Source organism: Burkholderia sp. L-4 (assembly GCF_056856535.1).
Window position 1 is genome coordinate 238373 of sequence record NZ_JBXEOX010000003.1, and the last position, 17742, is coordinate 256114.

The 17742-nt window shown below is 70.4% G+C and carries 14 protein-coding genes; 12 read left to right on the forward strand and 2 right to left on the reverse strand.

Features of this window, described 5'->3' with window-relative positions; genetic code table 11:
* Positions 1-52 precede the first annotated feature (52 nt).
* The 6 genes from xylA (at position 53) to AC1VVG_RS31650 (ending at position 7208) form a co-directional block, all read left to right on the forward strand.
* Positions 53-1375 carry a xylose isomerase gene (gene xylA / locus AC1VVG_RS31625; RefSeq protein WP_482837410.1) on the forward strand — a complete coding sequence of 441 codons (1323 nt, stop codon included), beginning with the start codon at positions 53-55 and terminating at the stop codon, positions 1373-1375.
* Positions 1376-1379: 4 nt separating this feature from the next.
* Entirely contained in the window at positions 1380-2858 is a 1479-nt protein-coding gene (gene xylB / locus AC1VVG_RS31630; RefSeq protein WP_482837411.1) for a xylulokinase, read from the forward strand.
* A gap of 104 nt (positions 2859-2962) precedes the next feature.
* Positions 2963-3991, forward strand: coding sequence for a D-xylose ABC transporter substrate-binding protein (gene xylF, locus AC1VVG_RS31635; protein WP_482837412.1), 1029 nt, complete (start codon positions 2963-2965; stop codon positions 3989-3991).
* 60 nt (positions 3992-4051) lie between these two features.
* On the forward strand, positions 4052-5611 hold the full coding sequence (gene xylG, locus AC1VVG_RS31640; RefSeq protein WP_034191841.1) for a D-xylose ABC transporter ATP-binding protein: 1560 nt from the start codon (positions 4052-4054) through the stop codon (positions 5609-5611).
* Positions 5608-6843, forward strand: a complete 1236-nt coding sequence (locus tag AC1VVG_RS31645) for a sugar ABC transporter permease (protein ID WP_124670020.1) — start codon at positions 5608-5610, stop codon at positions 6841-6843. The genes xylG and AC1VVG_RS31645 overlap by 4 nt, the downstream gene beginning before the upstream one ends.
* Positions 6844-6878: 35 nt before the next feature.
* The gene (locus tag AC1VVG_RS31650; RefSeq protein WP_482837413.1) at positions 6879-7208 is read left to right on the forward strand and encodes a hypothetical protein; all 330 of its coding nucleotides are present in this window, start codon (positions 6879-6881) and stop codon (positions 7206-7208) included.
* An 89-nt stretch (positions 7209-7297) separates the two neighbouring features.
* Here AC1VVG_RS31650 and AC1VVG_RS31655 read toward each other — a convergent pair whose 3' ends face one another.
* Positions 7298-8254, reverse strand: coding sequence for a mannuronate-specific alginate lyase (locus AC1VVG_RS31655; RefSeq protein WP_482837414.1), 957 nt, complete (start codon positions 8252-8254; stop codon positions 7298-7300).
* A 178-nt stretch (positions 8255-8432) separates the two neighbouring features.
* On the opposite strand from AC1VVG_RS31655, the gene AC1VVG_RS31660 reads away from it, so the two are divergent.
* The 6 genes from AC1VVG_RS31660 to AC1VVG_RS31685 all read left to right on the forward strand — a co-directional run bounded on the left by AC1VVG_RS31660 (position 8433) and on the right by AC1VVG_RS31685 (position 15316).
* Positions 8433-9929, forward strand: a complete 1497-nt coding sequence (locus AC1VVG_RS31660) for a sensor histidine kinase (RefSeq protein ID WP_069704969.1) — start codon at positions 8433-8435, stop codon at positions 9927-9929.
* Complete coding sequence (locus AC1VVG_RS31665) at positions 9911-11296, forward strand: sigma-54-dependent transcriptional regulator (RefSeq protein WP_482837415.1); 1386 nt, start codon at positions 9911-9913, stop codon at positions 11294-11296. Before AC1VVG_RS31660 ends, AC1VVG_RS31665 begins: the two co-directional genes overlap by 19 nt.
* Positions 11297-11464: 168 nt before the next feature.
* A complete protein-coding gene (locus tag AC1VVG_RS31670) occupies positions 11465-12235 on the forward strand; it encodes a hypothetical protein (RefSeq protein WP_482837416.1) in 771 nt (256 codons plus the stop codon).
* A gap of 40 nt (positions 12236-12275) precedes the next feature.
* On the forward strand, positions 12276-12821 hold the full coding sequence (locus AC1VVG_RS31675; RefSeq protein ID WP_034191835.1) for a hypothetical protein: 546 nt from the start codon (positions 12276-12278) through the stop codon (positions 12819-12821).
* 13 nt (positions 12822-12834) lie between these two features.
* Positions 12835-14100, forward strand: a complete 1266-nt coding sequence (locus tag AC1VVG_RS31680; protein WP_482837417.1) for an MFS transporter — start codon at positions 12835-12837, stop codon at positions 14098-14100.
* A 37-nt stretch (positions 14101-14137) separates the two neighbouring features.
* Entirely contained in the window at positions 14138-15316 is a 1179-nt protein-coding gene (locus AC1VVG_RS31685; protein ID WP_482837418.1) for an arsenic transporter, read from the forward strand.
* Between the two features lie 30 nt (positions 15317-15346).
* Here the strand turns inward: AC1VVG_RS31685 and AC1VVG_RS31690 are convergent, their stop codons facing one another.
* Positions 15347-17452 (reverse strand): TonB-dependent siderophore receptor, encoded by a 2106-nt coding sequence (locus tag AC1VVG_RS31690; protein ID WP_482837419.1) that lies wholly within the window; start codon positions 17450-17452, stop codon positions 15347-15349.
* Positions 17453-17742: the final 290 nt, after the last annotated feature.

The window sequence follows — 17742 nt, forward strand, 5'->3', positions numbered from 1 at the left end:
CGTGCCCACGCGCCGCGCGCCGCACTGCAACAAGAAACCGCACGGAGACGCCATGTCGTATTTCGAACAGATTCCCGCGATTCGCTACGAAGGTCCGCAATCGGACAATCCGCTTGCCTACCTGTATTACGACCGCACGAAGCAGGTGCTCGGCAAGACGCTCGAGGCGCATCTGCGCATCGCGGTGTGCTACTGGCACACGTTCGTGTGGCCGGGCCACGACATGTTCGGCCAGGGCGCGTTCCGGCGGCCGTGGGACCAGCCGGGCGATGCGCTCGAGCGGGCGCGGCAGAAGGCGGATGCGGCGTTCGAGTTCTTCACGAAGCTCGGCACGCCGTTCTACACGTTTCACGACACCGACGTCGCGCCGGAGGGCGACAGCCTGCGCGAGTACGTCGAGAACTTCGCGCGGATGACCGACTACCTCGGCGAGCGTCAGCAGGCCACGGGCGTCCGGCTGCTGTGGGGCACCGCGAACCTGTTCTCGCATCCGCGCTTCGCGGCGGGCGCGGCGACCAACCCGAATCCCGACGTGTTCGCGTGGGCGGCGACGCAAGTGCGTCACGCGCTCGATGCGACGCACCGGCTCGGCGGCGAGAACTACGTGCTGTGGGGGGGCCGCGAAGGCTACGAGACGCTGCTCAATACCGATCTCGTGCGCGAGCGCGAGCAGTTCGCGCGCTTCCTGTCGATGGTCGTCGAGCACAAGCACCGGATCGGCTTCACCGGCGCACTGCTGATCGAGCCGAAGCCGCAGGAGCCGACCAAGCACCAGTACGACCACGACGTCGCGACCGTGCACGGTTTCCTCACGCAGTACGGATTGCAGAACGAGATCCGCGTGAATATCGAGGCGAACCATGCGACGCTCGCCGGCCATTCGTTCCATCACGAGATCGCGAACGCGTTCGCGCTCGACGTGTTCGGCAGCGTCGACGCGAATCGCGGCGATCCGCAGAACGGCTGGGACACCGACCAGTTTCCGAACAGCGTCGAGGAACTGACGCTCGCGTTCTACGAGATCCTGCGCCACGGCGGTTTCACCACCGGCGGCATGAACTTCGACGCGAAGGTGCGCCGCCAGAGCGTCGATCCGGAAGACCTGTTCCACGGCCACGTGGGCGCGATCGACGTGCTCGCGCTGGCGCTGGAGCGCGCTGCCGTGCTGGTCGAGAACGACCGGCTCGACGCGCTGCGCCGGCAGCGCTACGCGCAATGGGACAGCGCATTCGGCCGCGAGATCCTGGCGGGCGGCTACACGCTGGAGTCGCTCGCCGCCGACGCGCTCGCGCGCGGCGTGAATCCGCAGCATGCGAGCGGCGGGCAGGAGCGGCTCGAGAACATCGTGAACCAGGCCATCTACGGGCTGCGTTGACGCCATGTATATCGGAGTCGACCTCGGTACGTCCGGCGTGAAGGCCGTGCTGCTCGACCGCGACGGTGCGGTGCGGGCCAGCGCGAGCCAGGCGCTGACGGTGAGCCGGCCGCGGCCGCGCTGGTCCGAACAGGCGCCGCGCGACTGGTGGGACGCGGCGTGCGGCGCGCTGGCGGCGCTGGTCGCCGACGCGCGCGCGGCCGGCATCGATCCGCACGACATCGGCGCGATCGGGCTCACCGGGCAAATGCATGGCGCGACGCTGCTCGATGCGCAGGGCGACGTGCTGCGCCCCGCGATCCTGTGGAATGACGGCCGCGCGGACGTCGAGTGCGCGGAACTCGAGCGGCTGGCGCCCACGTTGCGTGCCGTCGCCGGCAATCTGGCGATGCCCGGTTTCACCGCGCCGAAACTCCTGTGGGTGCGCCGGCACGAGCCGGACGTATTCGCGCGGATCGCTCACGTGCTGCTGCCGAAGGATTATCTGCGCTACCGGTTGACCGGCACGTTCGCGACCGACCCGTCGGATGCGGCCGGCACGCTGTGGCTCGACGTCGCGAAGCGCGACTACGACGACGGGCTCCTGGCCGCATGCGGGCTGTCGCGCGCGCAGGTGCCCGCCGTGTTCGAGGGCAACCGCATCGCCGGCACGCTGCTGCCGGGCGTCGCACGCTCGCTCGGGTTGCGCGAGATTCCGGTCGTCGCGGGCGGGGGCGACAACGCGGCCGGCGCGGTGGGCGTGGGCATCGTGCGGCCCGGCGACGCGCTGCTGTCGCTCGGCACGTCGGGTGTCTATTTCGCCGTGTCGGACGGGTTTCGCGCGAATCCCGAATCGGCGGTGCACAGTTTCTGTCATGCGTTGCCGCACACCTGGCACCTGATGTCGGTGATGCTGAACGCGGCCGGCTGCATCGATTTCACCGCGCAACTGGCCGGGTACGACGGCGTGGCCGCGCTGCTCGCCGACGCGCAAGACAACGCGCGCGCGGAGCGCCCGTGGTTCCTGCCTTATCTGAGCGGCGAGCGCACGCCGCACAACGACGTGAATGCGAAGGGCGTGTTCTACGGGATGACGCCCGATACGCGGCGCGCGGATCTCGCGAACGCGACGCTCGAAGGCGTCGGCTTCGCGCTGCTCGATGGGATCGACGCGCTGCATGCGGCCGGGCTCGCGCCGGACGGCATCACGGTGATCGGCGGCGGCTCGCGCAGCGCGTACTGGACGCAGATGCTCGCCGATCTGAGCGGCCGCGCGCTGACCTTGCGCGCGGGCGGCGAAGTCGGCCCGGCGCTCGGTGCCGCGCGGCTCGCGCATCTCGCGCTCGAACCGGAGGCGCCGCTCGACGCCGTGTGCCCGCAGCCGCCCGTCGTCGCGGTGCGGGAGCCCGACATGGCGCGCCACGCGTGGTATCGGGACGCGCGGCGCCCGACGTTTCGCGCGTTGTACCGCGCGCTCGAACCGGTGTTCGCGGCAGGCGCGTAGCACGCCGTACGATGCCGTGCCGCGCGGTGGCAAGACGATGGGCGACCGGTTTGGGTGGCCGCCCGGCGTTCGTGACGTTGTCCAATAAAGAGAGGAATGGAGACATGAAATCCGTGAAACGTCGTACCGTATTGAATGCGCTGGCCGGCGCCGCCGCGCTGGCGGTCCTCGCGCTGGGCGCGCCGCTCGCGCATGCGAGCAAGGACAAGCCGGAAATCGGCTTCTGCATCGACGACCTGCGCGTCGAGCGCTGGTCGCGCGACCGCGACTATTTCGTGGCCGCCGCCACGAAGCTCGGCGCGAAAGTGTCCGTGCAGTCCGCGGATGCGAGCGAGGAGCGGCAGATCTCGCAGATCGAGAACCTGATTTCGCGCGGCGTGGACGTGATCGTGATCGTCCCGTTCAATTCGAAGACGCTTGGCAACGTGGTGGCCGAGGCGCGCAAGGCCGGCATCAAGGTGGTGTCCTACGACCGGCTGATCCTCGACGCCGACGTCGATGCGTACATCTCGTTCGACAACGAGAAGGTCGGCGAACTGCAGGCGCAGGGCGTCGTCGACGCGAAGCCGAAGGGCAACTATTTCCTGCTCGGCGGCGCGCCGACCGACAACAACGCGAAGATGCTGCGCGAAGGGCAACTGAAGGTGCTGAAGCCGGCGATCGATCGCGGCGACATCAAGGTCGTCGGCCAGCAGTGGGTGCCGGAGTGGAGCGCGTCGACCGCGCTGCGGATCGTCGAGGATGCGCTGACCGCGAACAACAACCGGATCGATGCGATCGTCGCGTCGAACGACGGCACCGCGGGCGGCGCGATCCAGGCGCTCGCCGCGCAGCACCTGGCCGGCAAGGTGCCGGTGTCCGGGCAGGATGCGGATCTCGCCGCCGTCAAGCGCGTGATCGCCGGGACGCAGACGATGACCGTCTACAAGCCGCTCAAGCTGATCGCGAGCGAAGCGGCGAAGCTCGCGGTGGATCTCGCCAAGGGCACGAAGCCCGCGTTCAATGCGCAGTACGACAACGGCAGGAAGAAGGTCGACACGGTGCTGCTGCAGCCGACGCTCCTGACCAAGCGCAACGTCGACGTCGTCGTGACGGACGGCTTCTATACCCAGGCACAGCTGGCGAGCCAGTAACGGCGCGGTGCGCGGGCGGCCCACCGGCGCGTCCGCGCGCACACTGCGAGGCATGAGCGAATGACCGAACCCTTGCTGACGATGCGCGGCATCGTCAAGGAATTCGACGGCGTGAAGGCGCTGGACGGCATCGACCTGATGGTGCGGCCGGGCGAGTGCGTGGGGCTGTGTGGCGAGAACGGCGCGGGCAAATCGACGCTGATGAAAGTGCTGTCGGGCGTGTATCCGCACGGCACGTGGGACGGCGAGATCCGCTGGGAGGGCGCGCCGCTCGTCGCGTCCGGCGTGCGCGACACCGAGCGTGCGGGCATCGTGATCATCCACCAGGAATTGATGCTCGTGCCCGAGCTGTCGGTGGCCGAGAACATCTTCCTCGGCAACGAGATCACGCTGCCGGGCGGGCGCATGAACTTCGCGGCGATGGTGCAGCGTGCCGAGGCACTGCTGCACGAACTGCGGATCGACTCGATCAATGTCGCGCAGCCGGTGATGAACTACGGCGGCGGGCACCAGCAACTGATCGAGATCGCGAAGGCGCTGAACAAGCGCGCGAAGCTGCTGATCCTCGACGAGCCGTCTTCGTCGCTGAGCGCGTCCGAAACGCGCATCCTGCTCGACATCGTGCGCGACCTGAAGCGCCGCGGCGTCGCGTGCGTGTACATCTCGCACAAGCTCGACGAGGTCGAGGCGGTGTGCGACACCGTGACCGTGATCCGCGACGGCCGTCATGTCGCGACCGAGCCGATGCGCGCGCTGACGACCGACCGGATCATCGCGATGATGGTCGGCCGCGAGATCCGCGATCTGTATCCGCGCGAGCCGCACGATATCGGCGAGGTCGTGCTGGAGGCGCGCCACGTGACCTGCCGCGACGTGACGAACCCGCGCCGCAAGCGGGTCGACGACGTGTCGTTCAGCGTGCGGCGCGGCGAGATCCTCGGCGTCGCGGGGCTCGTCGGCGCGGGCCGTACCGAGCTGATGCAGGCGATCTTCGGCGCGTACCCGGGCGCGTGCACGGCGACCGTGCTGATGAACGGCCGGCCGTTGTCGATCCGGACGCCTGCCGATGCGATCCGCGCCGGCATCGCGATGGTGCCCGAGGACCGCAAGCGTCACGGCATCGTGCCGCAGCTCGGTGTCGGCCACAACATCACGCTGGCGGTGCTGCGGCGCTTCGCGGTGCGCGGCCGGATCGACGCGGCGGCCGAGCTGGATGCGATCCGCACCGAGATGCAGCGGCTGTCGGTGCGCGCCGCGCATCCGTTCCTGCCGATCGCGAGCCTGTCCGGCGGCAACCAGCAGAAGGCCGTGCTCGCGAAGATGCTGCTGGCCGAGCCGCAGGTGCTGATTCTCGACGAGCCGACGCGCGGCGTCGACGTGGGCGCGAAGGCCGAGATCTACCGGCTCGTGTTCGCGCTCGCGAAGCGCGGCGTCGCGCTGATCGTCGTGTCGTCGGAAATGCCGGAGGTGCTCGGGCTCGCCGATCGCGTGCTGGTGATCGGCGAAGGCGAGCTGCGCGGGGATTTCGTCAACGAAGGCCTCACGCAGGAACAGATCCTCGGCGCCGCGCTGAAATCCGGCCGGCGGCCGACCGAACCCACCGCAGCGAGTGCGACATGAATCCAGAACTTTCCTCTTCCACCCCGGCGACGCAGGACGCGGAGGCGCGCCGTTCAAGCGGCCACGACGCGGTGCACGCCGCGGGCCGCCCGACCGGCAGCCAGCTTCGCCAGGTCTTCGTGCGCTACAAGATCCTCGCGCTGCTGCTCGCGGTCGCGGCGATCTGGGCCTTCTTCTCGGTGCTGACCGACGGCGCGTTCGTCACGCCGCGCAACGTGTCGAACCTGCTGCGGCAGATGTCGATCACCGGCATGCTCGCCTGCGGGATGGTGTTCGTGATCATCGCGGGCGAGATCGACCTGTCGGTCGGCTCGCTGCTCGGGCTGCTCGGCGGCGTCGCGGCGATCCTCGACGTGAACCGCCACTGGCCGGTCGCCGCGACGGTGCCGGCGGTGCTCGCGCTCGGCGTGCTGATCGGGCTCTTCAACGGCTGGTGGTCGACCTACCGGCGCGTGCCGTCGTTCATCGTCGGGTTGGGCGGGATGCTCGCGTTTCGCGGGATCCTGCTCGGCGTGACGGGCGGCTCGACGATCGCGCCGGTGTCCGACGGCTTCGTGTTCCTCGGGCAGGGCTACCTGCCGCGCATGGCCGGGGACGGCCTCGCGCTGCTGCTGTTCGCGCTCGTCGCGCTGCTGGTCGTGCGCCAGCGCGGCACGCGGCGACGCTATCGCCTCGCGGTCGCGCCGCCGTGGCAGGACGCCGTCAAGATCGTGGGCGCGGGCGCGGTGCTGTTCGCGTTCGTCGCGACGCTCGACCGCTACGGCGGCATCCCGGTGCCGGTGCTGCTGCTGCTCGCGCTGCTCGGCGTCTTCTCGTGGATCGCGACGCAGACCGTGTTCGGGCGGCGCATCTACGCGGTCGGCTCGAATCTCGAGGCGACGCGACTGTCGGGCGTCGACACCGACCGCGTGAAGCTTGCGATCTTCGCGCTGATGGGGCTGATGTGCGCGTTCGCCGGCATCGTGAACACCGCGCGGCTCGCGGCCGGCTCGCCGTCCGCGGGCACGATGGGCGAACTCGACGCGATCGCCGCGTGCTTCATCGGCGGCACGTCGATGCGCGGCGGCTCGGGCACCGTGTACGGCGCGCTGATCGGCGCGTTGGTGATGGCGAGCCTCGACAACGGCATGTCGATGCTGGACGTCGACGCGTACTGGCAGATGATCGTCAAGGGCGCGGTACTGGTGCTGGCGGTGTGGATCGACGTGGTGTCGCGGTCGAACCGGCGGTGACGCAGCGTGCGGCCGCCCGTCAACGGGAGAGGGACATGAAACGGAACACGGTGCCGATGCCCGGCATCGCCAGGCTGGCGGCGCCGGCGCACGGAGCGCCGGCCGTCGAACCGGGCCGCGGGCCGGTGCTCGGCCTGGGCGATCCGCGCGACCGCCGGATCATCGCGGATGCATTGCGCACGCTGTTGCGCGAGCGCTCGGAAGCGCTCGCGTTCGCGATGCGCGTCGCGCGCGAGCACGATCGGCCGACGCCGGACGCGAACGATTTCGCGCTGACCGACATCATCCGGCTCGCGCGCATCGTCGAGCGCGCGGAGCGCGTCGGCGGCACCGTGAACGAGGTTGCGCACGAGGGCATGCGTTGACGCGCGGAAGAGGCGGCGCAACACCGTTCGCGCGGTCGGCATGACTCGATGCGCTCGCGCCGCGCGTGTCCCGCATCGTGCGCGGGCCGTTACGGCAGCGGCGCACCCCACGCCGCGGTCACGTCGCCGCCGAGCCGCCATTCGCTGAACGGGCGGCGCGGCGCGATGATCGCGGGCAGCCGGCGATCGCCGAAGCGTGCGTAGTACGGCTCGACCCAGCTCAGTTCGTCGCGGAACGTCCACGGGAACAGGTCCTGCCTGACCGGCGTGATCTTCCTGAAGCTGTCGGGGTTCTCCACCGCGTCGATCACGAGGTTGGCCAGGCGGCCGATCGCGCCGCCGTTCTCGCGGTACAGGTCGATCTTGCGCCGGTGCACGAGCTCCGCCGCGAACACGAGCGGCAGCAGCGCGAAGGTGTGATAGTGCAGCGCGCGGTTGCCGCGCTTGACTTCCCGCGCCAGCGAACCGTCCGCGGCGATGTCGCGGATTCCTTCGCGCACGCGCAGCAGGCCCGAGTCGATCAGGCTCGCGTTGTCGGTCACGGTGCCGATGGCGATCAGGTCGAGGCCCGCCCAGTACACGAGGTTGTTGTGCAGGCGGTTGATTGCCTCCGAATCGCGGGTGGCGATCGCGATGCGTTCGAGCCACGGGTCGATCGCGTTGAATGGCGCGCGGTTCGCTTCGCGCACGCCGGGCGGCATGCGCAGGATCACCATCGCGAAGTCGGTGCCGGCCCACGAACGCTCGAAATATCCCTGATAGCCGGAGATCTTGCCCATCAGCGCATCCGATTGCGCCCAACTGTCGAGCAGCGTCAGCGCGCACGACCAGTCGGCGCGTTCCGCCGCGGCGTTCAGCTTCGCGACGAAATCGCGCATCGGCTTCACGTCGCGCGCGTAGCCGGTCGGGTCGTCGTAGTAGCCGGGCGGATCGATCGTCCGCACCGGGGCGGGCACGTCGCAGGCGCGGCTCGCGGACGCGGTGCCGAACAGCGCACCGGCGGCGAACAAGGCGACGGAGAGTCTTCGGAAGGCAATGGCGCGCATGCTGTCCTCGAGGGGAAGGGGCGGGAGTGTCGAGCCGCAGGCAGTCTAGCGCTTGGTTCTTTCAGCGGCCTTTCCCGATGGCGACCGTTGCCGTCCGGCGCGACGCGTCGTATTCGCGCGGGTCCCGGCGTCGCATGCTTTACGTTATCCTGTCGCCCTCGACCGCATGCCCGATCCGATGAAGCGTCCGCCGTTCTCCACTCAACTCGTCATGCTCTGGGCGCTCGTCGCGGCGCTCTGCGCGACGCTGGTCGCGGTCGTCTGGGTCATGGCCAGTTCCGCCGAAGGGCAGCAGATCGCCGGTGCGCGGGCCGCGGGCGCAGCGGCCTGCGAAGCGGTCGCGTCGCGTTACGATACGTCCGCGCCGGCCGGCGCGCAGCCGGATGCCGCGCTGATGCATGCGATCCTCGATATCGTCCTCGCGCGCGCGCCGGACATGGAAGGCGGTTTCTGGACGGCGGGCGGCGGCGCCGCGGCGAGCGGTTTTCTCGCGTATTCCTTTCCCACCTATCAGGGCAGCGGCATCAAGCGCGACGTGCCGGACGCGGAAACGCCGCTGATTCTCCGCACGCTGCGCGCGGCCGCCGCGACGCGCGCCGCGACGTCGAACGCCGTCGAGGGCGCGCAGGACGCCGTGATCGCGGCGGCGTGCCCCGTCCGCGCCGGATCGGGCCTGTTCGTCTGGATGCTGACGCGCGCCCGCCCGCCGCTCGGCCGGCACGGCGAGCTGCTGGCGCTGGGCCTCGCCGGCGTGCTCGCGGTGATTCTCGCGATCGCGGCGGCGCTGGCCATCGGATTGCGCCGCTGGAAGCGCAATCTCGCGCGGATCGAGACCGGGCTCGGGCCCGACGGTCGCGAACCGCACCTGCCTTACGTCGGCGAGTCGGATCTCGACCGGATCATCGAGGCGTTCAACGCGCGCGCACGGCGTGCCGAACACTTGCAGCAGCAGGCCGCCGAACTCCGCACGCGGCTCGCGCAGGCGGAACGCTTCGGGATGCTGGGCAAGCTGGCCGCCCAGGTCGCGCACGAGATTCGCAACCCGATGGGCGCGATGCGGCTGAAAGCCGAAAACGCGCTGGCCGGCGACAGCGGGCGGCAGCAGGATGCGCTGCGCGTGATCCTGGCGCAGATCGAACGCATCGATGCGCAACTGTCCGGCCTGCTTGCGCTGACGCAGCCGGTCAGCCCGCATGCGACGCGGGTCGATGTCGACGTGTGGCTCGCGCAGGTCGTCGACGCGCACCGCGAGCTGGCGCAGCGCCGGTCGATCGAGCTCGCATGGTCGCGCGGCGAGCCTCGCGAACGCGTGGCGGAGCCCGCCGGTTTCCCCGTGTTCGATCCCGACCAGATGCGCCGCGCACTGGACAACCTGGTGCTCAATGCGCTGCGCCATGCCGGCGACGGCGGCGCGGTCACGCTGACCGCCGCGCGTCGCACCGATGCCGGACGCGACTGGCTGAGGATCACCGTGTCGGATACCGGCCCCGGCGTTCCCGCCGAGCAGCGCGACCGCATTTTCGAGCCGTTCGTGACGGGACGGGCGGACGGCACGGGCCTCGGTCTTGCGGTCGTCCGCGAAGTGGCCGCGGCGCACGGCGGCCAGGCCTGGCTCGACGACGTGCCGCGCGGCGCCTCCTTCGTCATTGAAATCCCATGGCAACCATCCTCATAGTCGACGACGACGCGGCGTTTCGCGACGGCCTGGCCGAGACGCTCGCCGATCTCGGCCATCGCGTCGTCGAAGCGGAGGCCGGGCAAGCGGCGTTGAGCGTGCTGCGCGATGGCGTCCGCGTCGATTGCATCTTTCTGGATTACCGCCTGCCCGACCTGGACGGGCTCGCGGTGCTCGCGCAATTGCGCGACGATCCCGCGCTGGCCGCGATTCCGGTCGTGATGCTGACCGCCCATGCGACCAGCGACAACACGATCGACGCGATGCGGCTTGGCGCGTTCGATCACCTGACCAAGCCGATCGGGCGTCGCGACATCGCGCAACTGCTCACGCGCGTCGTGTCCGCGAACACGCCGCCGGCGGCCGTCGAGCCGCACGGCGACGGGTTCGCGCGCGAACCCGTGTCGACCCGCCCCCGGCTGCTGGGCGTGAGCGCCGCGATGCGCGACGTGCAAAAGCAGATCGGCCGCGCCGCGACGAGCGACGCGACCGTACTCGTCACCGGCGAGACGGGTACCGGCAAGGAAGTGGCGGCCCGCGTGCTGCATGCGGCGTCGGCGCGGCATGCGCAGCCGTTCGTCGCGGTCAACTGCGCGGCGATTCCGGCCGATCTGCTCGAAAGCGAATTGTTCGGGCATCGTCGCGGCGCGTTTACCGGCGCGCATGCCGATCGCGCCGGACGGCTCGTCGAGGCCGACGGCGGCACGCTGTTTCTCGACGAGATCGGCGACATGCCCGCCGCGATGCAGGCCAAGCTGCTGCGCGCGCTGCAGGAGCGCCAGGTGACGCCGCTCGGCGCGGATCGTCCGACGGCGATCGACATTCGCGTGGTGGCCGCGACGCACCGCGATCTTGCCGCGGCGGTCGCGAACGGCACGTTTCGCGAAGATCTGTTCTATCGCCTGAACGTCATTCCGCTGCACTTGCCGCCGCTCGCGGAGCGCGTGGCCGACATCCTGCCGCTGGCCGCGCATTTCCTGGCGGGGGCGGCAGGCGCGCGTCCGTTGCACCTGACGAACGACGCGCAGCGGGCGTTGCTCGATCATTGCTGGCCCGGCAACGTCCGGGAACTGCGCAACGTGATGGAGCGGGCGGCCGCGCTGGCGCCCGGGCCGGCCATCGGTGCGGCCGATCTCGGGCTGGCCGCCGTGCCCGCGCTTCAGAACGGCAGCGACACGCTCGCGCTGCCGGCCTCGCTGTTCGACCTGCCGTTGCCCGATGCGCTGGCGGCGGTCGAGCGCGCCGCGATCCTGCGCGCGCTCGAGCGTGCGAACGGCAATCGCGCGGAGGCCGCGCGGCAGCTCGGTATCGGCCGGCAATCGCTCTACGCGCGCATGGCTCATCTGGGGATCGAGCGCGACGACTAGCCGCGCCGATGTGACTGTCGGAATCTCCGACAACGGCGGGTGAAACATGTCGGGAATCCCGACACGTCTCGCACGGTTCATCGTCCGGAACACCGCCCGGCGGGCGCGCGCGTGCTGGCACGCGTGTTGCAAATATCGACGCATCGCAACCCGTTGCCGGAGCCCGCCATGATGTCGACCCCACTTGCCGCGCGTTCGCGGCCGCCGCGGCGCGCCGCCGTTCGCCGCACCGCTGTCGGACTGTGCGCCGTCGCGCTGCTTGCCGCGGCGACCGCCTGCGCCGCGCAGATTCCGCCCGCGCCGCGTGCGGACGAGCCGCCCGGCGCACCGCCGCGCGCCGGCCTCGACCCGGCGCCGCCGGTCGGCGTGCCCGGCGGCGGCATCGCTCCCGACGCGCTCGTGTCCGGCACGCTGGCACGCATGACGATCAACCCGGAAGGCGACGTCGACGGTTTCGTGCTGACCGACGGCACGCTCGTCCGCCTGCCGCCGCATCTCGGCACGCAACTGGTCGCGCTCGCGCGGCCGGGCGAGCGCGTCACGGTGGCCGGGGAACGCCGCCTCGGCGACGACTTCCACGCGCGCGTCGTGCGCAACGACCGCACCGGCGCGTCGCTGTCGGACCAGCCGCCGGCACCTGCCGCGCCGATGCCGCCCGCGCTGCGCGGCGTCAATCTGACCCGGATCAGCGTGTCCGGCGTCGTGCGGCGCGTCATGCGCGCGCCGCGCGGCGAGCCGGACGGCGTGATGCTCGACGACGGCGCGATCGTCAAGCTGACCGTGCCGGCCGCCCAGCAATTCGGCGGGCTGCTCGTGCCCGGCGCGCGCGTGGCCGCGGTCGGGTACGGCACGCGCAACGCCTATGGCGAAGCGCTGCAGGCCACCGCGTTCGGTGCGCCGGGCCGCGTCGTGAATCTCTATGACGACGTCGCGCGCTGATCGCGCGTCGTTTTCTCTTCATCCAATAAGGAGTCCTGCCATGCACTGGATCGATCCCGCCTGCCTGCCCGAAACGCGCGGCCGCGTCACGCAGTTCCTGCTCAACCCGCACGGCGACATCGACGGCCTGGTCCTGAACGGCGACCTGCAGGTTCACGTGCCGCCGCATCTGGGCCGCGAACTGGTTCGCCACATCGAGGTAGGCGACCGCATTCGCGTGCGCGGCGTCAAGATGCGCGGCGCCGAGACGATCGCCGCGGTGCAACTGACCGGGCGCCACGGCGTCGAGATCGTCGACGACGGGCCCGTGCACGGTGCGCCGAAGCCGCCGCATGGCGGCCGCAAGCCGATGGAGATGAGCGGCGAGGTCGCGTTCGCGCTGCACGGCCCGAAAGGCGAGCTGAACGGCGCGTTGCTGGCGAACGGTGCCGTGCTGCGGGTGCCGCCCCATGCGGCGGCCGAACTGAGCGACTATCTGCGCGCCGGTGTCCATGTCATGGCGTGGGGACAAGGCGTCGTCACGCGATACGGCGCCGTGCTCGATGTCAGCGAGATCGCCGAACTCGTCGATGCGGAAGACGAATGACCGCCCGTCGACCATGAGACCGACGCGCGCGCTCGAGGCGCTCAACTTTTTCCTGGCCGACGTGCAGGCCGGCATCGGCCCGTTCGTCGGCGTGATCCTGCTGTCGCGCGGCTGGAGCGCCGACGCGATCGGCTCGGTCATGACGCTGGCCGGGCTCGCCGCGATGGCCGCGACGCCGCCGGCCGGCGCGCTCGTCGATGCGCTGCGCGCGAAGCGCGCGCTGATCATCGTGGCCACCGCCGTGACGGCGCTCGCCTCGCTGGCGCTGATGATCGCCGACGGCTATCCGGCGGTGGCGGCGTCGCAGATCCTGGCCGCCGTCGGCGGCGCGGCGCTGGCGCCGGCCGTCGCGGGCGTGACACTCGGCATCGCGCGCCGGCAGGGTTTCGACCGGCAGTTCGGCCGCAACCAGATGGCGAACCACGCGGGCAACGTGGTGGGCGCGGCGCTCGCCGGCTGGCTCGGCTGGCATGCGGGATTCGACGCGGTGTTCGCGCTCGTCGCCGTGTTCACGATCCTCGCGATCGCGAGCACGCTGGCGATTCCGGGGCAGGCCATCGACCATGCGTGCGCGCGTGGCCTCGACACCGAGCCTGCCGCGCCGCGAACGCTTGCCGCGCACGACGACCGGCCCGCGGGCGCGCCGACGATGCGCGTCGGCGGCATGCGCACGCTGGCCTCGAACCGGCCGCTGGTCCTGCTCGGTGCGTCGCTCGCGCTGTTTCATCTCGGCAACGCGGCGATGCTGCCGCTCTACGGGATGGGCGTGGTCGCCACGCATCGCAGCAACGCGAGCATGTTCACCGCGCAGACCATCGTCATCGCGCAGCTCGTGATGATCGCGGCCGCGTGGCTCGCACCCCGGTTGATCCGCGCGCACGGCTATTGGCGCGTGCTGCTGCTGTCCTATCTGGTGCTGCCGGTGCGCGGCGCGCTCGCCGCCGTCCTGATGAGCGAGGCGGGCGTCTGGCCGGTGCAGGTGCTCGACGGTATCGGCGCCGGCCTGCAGAGCGTCGTCGTGCCGGCGCTCGTCGTACGCCTGCTGCACGGCTCCGGCCGCGTGAACGCCGGGCAGGGCGCCGTCGCGACCGCGCAGGGCATCGGCGCGGCGCTCAGTCCCGCGCTGGGCGGCGTGCTCGCGCAGCACTTCGGTTATCCGGCCGCATTCGTCGTGCTGGGCGCCGTGTCGACCGGGTCGCTCGCGCTCTGGCTCGGCCAAGCGCGCGCGCTGAGCAGCGTGTGCGGCAAGCCGGCCGATCTGCCGGCCACGTCGTCATGAACGTGCCTGTCCTCTCCATGTCATTTCCGACTTGTCCATGAATTCCGTTTCGCTTGCATGGCTGATTTCCGCGCTCGCCACGGCGGGCGTCATCGCGCGTCCGTTCGGCTGGCCCGAGGCGACCTGGGCGGTGAGCGGCGCGCTGCTGCTGGTCGCATGCGGCCTGCTGCCCGTGCATCCGGCGCTCGAGGCCGTCGCGAAGGGCGGCGACGTGTACCTGTTCCTGACCGGCATGATGCTGCTGTCCGAGGTCGCGCGGCGCGAAGGGCTGTTCGACTGGGTCGCGACGCGCGTCGTCAATCGCGCGCAGGGTTCGCCCCGGCGCCTGTTCGCGCTCGTCGCGGCCGCGCGCCGCGCGAAGGCCGAGCCGCTGCCGCTGCTGTACATCTGCGCGTTCGTCGCGAACGCGGCGAGTTTCGTGCTGCCGATCTCGAACCCGGCGAATCTCGTGCTGTACGGCGCGCGCATGCCGCCGCTCGGCGCATGGCTGGCCCACTTCGCGGTTCCGTCCGTCGTGTCGATCGCCTGCACGTACGGGATGCTGCGGATCACCCAGCGACACGCGCTGCGCGGTGGTTGCGAATCGGGCCTGCCGACGCGGCCGCTCACCGGCGGCGGCCGTATCGCGCTGGCCGGCATCGCGGTCACGGCCGCCGCGCTGATGGCGGTGTCGGCGCTCGATCTTCCGCTCGGGTTGCCGACCGCAGCGGCGGGTGTCGTCACGGTCGCGTGCGTGCTGGTTCGGGATCGCATGGCAGCCGTGCCGATCGTTCGCGCGATTTCATGGAGCGTGTTGCCGCTCGTCGCCGGGCTGTTCGTCCTGGTCGAGGCGCTCGACCGGAGCGGCGCGGTGCGTGCGCTGGCCGGGCTGCTGCGCGCGCTGACGGCAAGCGGCGAGCAGACCGCCGCGGCCGTGGCGGGCGTCGCGATCGCGCTGGCGTCGAATCTGGTCAACAACCTGCCGGCCGGACTCCTCGCGAGCTCGACGATCGACGCCGCGGGCAGCCCGCACCGGGTGATCGACGCGATCCTGATCGGCGTCGACCTGGGGCCGAACCTGTCCGTGACCGGATCGCTCGCGACGATCCTGTGGCTCGCGGCTATCCGGCGCGAGGGGCTGCAGGTCGGCTTCCGCGCGTTCCTTGCGGTCGGCGCGTGCGTGATGTTGCCGGCCCTGCTGCTCGCGCTCGCCGCACGGCTCGCGCTCGGCGCGTGACCGCGGTACGCGGCGGCCGGCCGATTCCGGCTAGAACGCGTAGGCGAGCGACGCGAACAGGCTGCGCGGCGCGCCTGGCGTGACCCACAGGCTGTTGTAGGAGCTGACGTAGGTGGTGCGGTTGAACAGGTTGTTCAGCACGACCGACGCGCGCAGGTGCTTGTCGATCTGCACATAGCCGTTCAGCTGCACGGTCGCATAGGCCGGCAGGTCGAACCCGTCCTGCGTGTTCGCGGTATTGCCGGCCCTGCGTCCGACGTAGATCACGCCGGCGCCGGCGCCGGCCTTGTCCGCGAACGGCACCGCGGTTTCGTACAGGAGCAGCGCGCTGCCGCTCAGGCGCGGAATGTCGACGAGGCGTGCGCCGGGCGTCAGCACCGCGTCGCGCGTGACCGCGGCATCGACATAGGCGACGTTGACGAGGCCGCGCACGCCGTGACCCAGGTCGCCGTTCCATTCGAATTCGACGCCGCGGCTGCGCACCTCGCCCGCCGCGCGGGAGAAGCCGGCGTTGGCCGGATCGGCGGTCAGCACGTTGCGCTTGTTGACGTGGAATGCCGCGACGGTGGCGAGCCAGCGTGCGCCGGCCCATTTCGCGCCGACTTCGTAGCCATGCCCCTTCTCCGGATCGAACGCGCGGCCGTTTACGTCGGCGCCGTTGTTGGGCCGGAACGAATACGCGGTGTTCGCATACAGCGACAGCGCGGGGCTCATCTCGTACACGATGCCGAGGCGCGGACTCAACGCGGTCTGCAACTGGTGGCTCGTCGTGCCCTTCAGGCGGTTCTCGACCGACTGGTGAAAGCGATCCCAGCGCAGCCCCGCGAGGATTTTCCAGTGCGGCCCGAACGCGAGCGTGTCCTGCGCATAGACGCCCTGGCCGTCGTCGCGCTCGAGCAGGTTGGTCGCGGTGCGCGGCACGGGCGCCGGCTGGCCGTAGACGGGATCGAAGATGTCGATCGCATACGGCGCGGCGGCCGTGGGTGTCGAGCGCGCGACGAACTGGTCGTAGTTGAAGCGGTACGCGTCGATACCCAGCACGAGCGTGTGGCCGATGCCGCCGGTGCGGAACTTGCCGGCCGTTTCGACGCGGCCTTGCAGGTCGTTCGAGTGGAACGCGACTTGCCGGTAGCGGCGCCACAGCGTGCGGCCGTCCGGCTGCAGCGCGAACGCCTCGGACGAGCGGCCGGACAGGTCGGTGGTGCGCTGCGCGAAGCCGGCGTTGACCGACCAGTTCGCATCGACGCGATGCTCGAGCGTGAACTGATGGCCCGTGTTGCGCACGTCGAAGTCGCCGTCGCGCGGCTCGCCGAGGAAGCGCGACGCGGGAATCGCGCCGAGCTGCCCGCCCACCGCGACCACGCCGCGATCGAGCGGCGCGCGCTGGCGCACGCTCTCGAATTCGTAATGGAGCGTCGTGTCCGCGCCGATGTCCCACGTGAACGACGGCGCGAACAGGTAGCGCTTGCTCGACACCGTATCGCGGAAGCTGCCGTTGTTCTCGTTCATCGCGACGAAGCGGTACGCGAGCGATTTCGTCACGGGGCCGGTCGAATCGAGCGTCTCGCGCAACGCGCCATAGCTGCCGGCCGACACGCCGACGGTATTCGCGCGCGTGAACTGCGGCTGCTTCGTCGTGTAGCTGATGAGGCCGCCCGGATCGCCGCGCCCGTACAGCGCCGACGCCGACCCCTTGAGCACTTCCATGCGCTCGAGGTTGACGGTGTCGCGCGGGACGCCGATGCCGCGATTCCACGAAAAGCCGTTGACGAGGTAATCGGTGCCGGACGTGTTGCCGTCGCCGGCGAAGCCGCGCACCGCGTAGTTGTCCCACAGCCCGCCGAAGCTGTTTTGCCGCGCGACGCCCGCGACCCAGTCGTACAGGTCCTCGCCGCGTGTCGCCGCGACGGTCCGCACGAGTTGCGCATCGACGCTGCTGACCGCGAACGGGATCTCCATCACGTCCGCGTCACCACGCGTGGCGCTCGTCGAGTCACGCGTGCGAAACGGCGCGCTCGCGCGCTGCCCGGCGATCTCGATGGTCGGCAGCGTCGCCTCCTGCGCGTCGGCGGTGCCCACGCCGGCCGCGCCGACGACGATGGCCATCGGTGCGGCCGCCCATTTCTTCCTGCTCATACCCTGTCCTTTGATGTGGTTGGCGTTCGGGCAGGGCTGACGGTTGCGCATCGGCATCTGTGTTCCAAACGGTACATTTGCGCGGAAATTTAATGTAAATGAGAGGCATTTGCAATCGTAAGCTCGCATTTTTGTGTGCGACGCGATGCGGCTCGTCACAGGCACGCGGCCATGGAAGTTGGCGCAATCGGTGGATTTCGTGAATTCCGAATGGCGGGAATTTGCGACGAGCTCAGGACATGGGAAATCGCCGGGGTTGAGCCTTGATAGCACTATCCAGTCGAATTTTT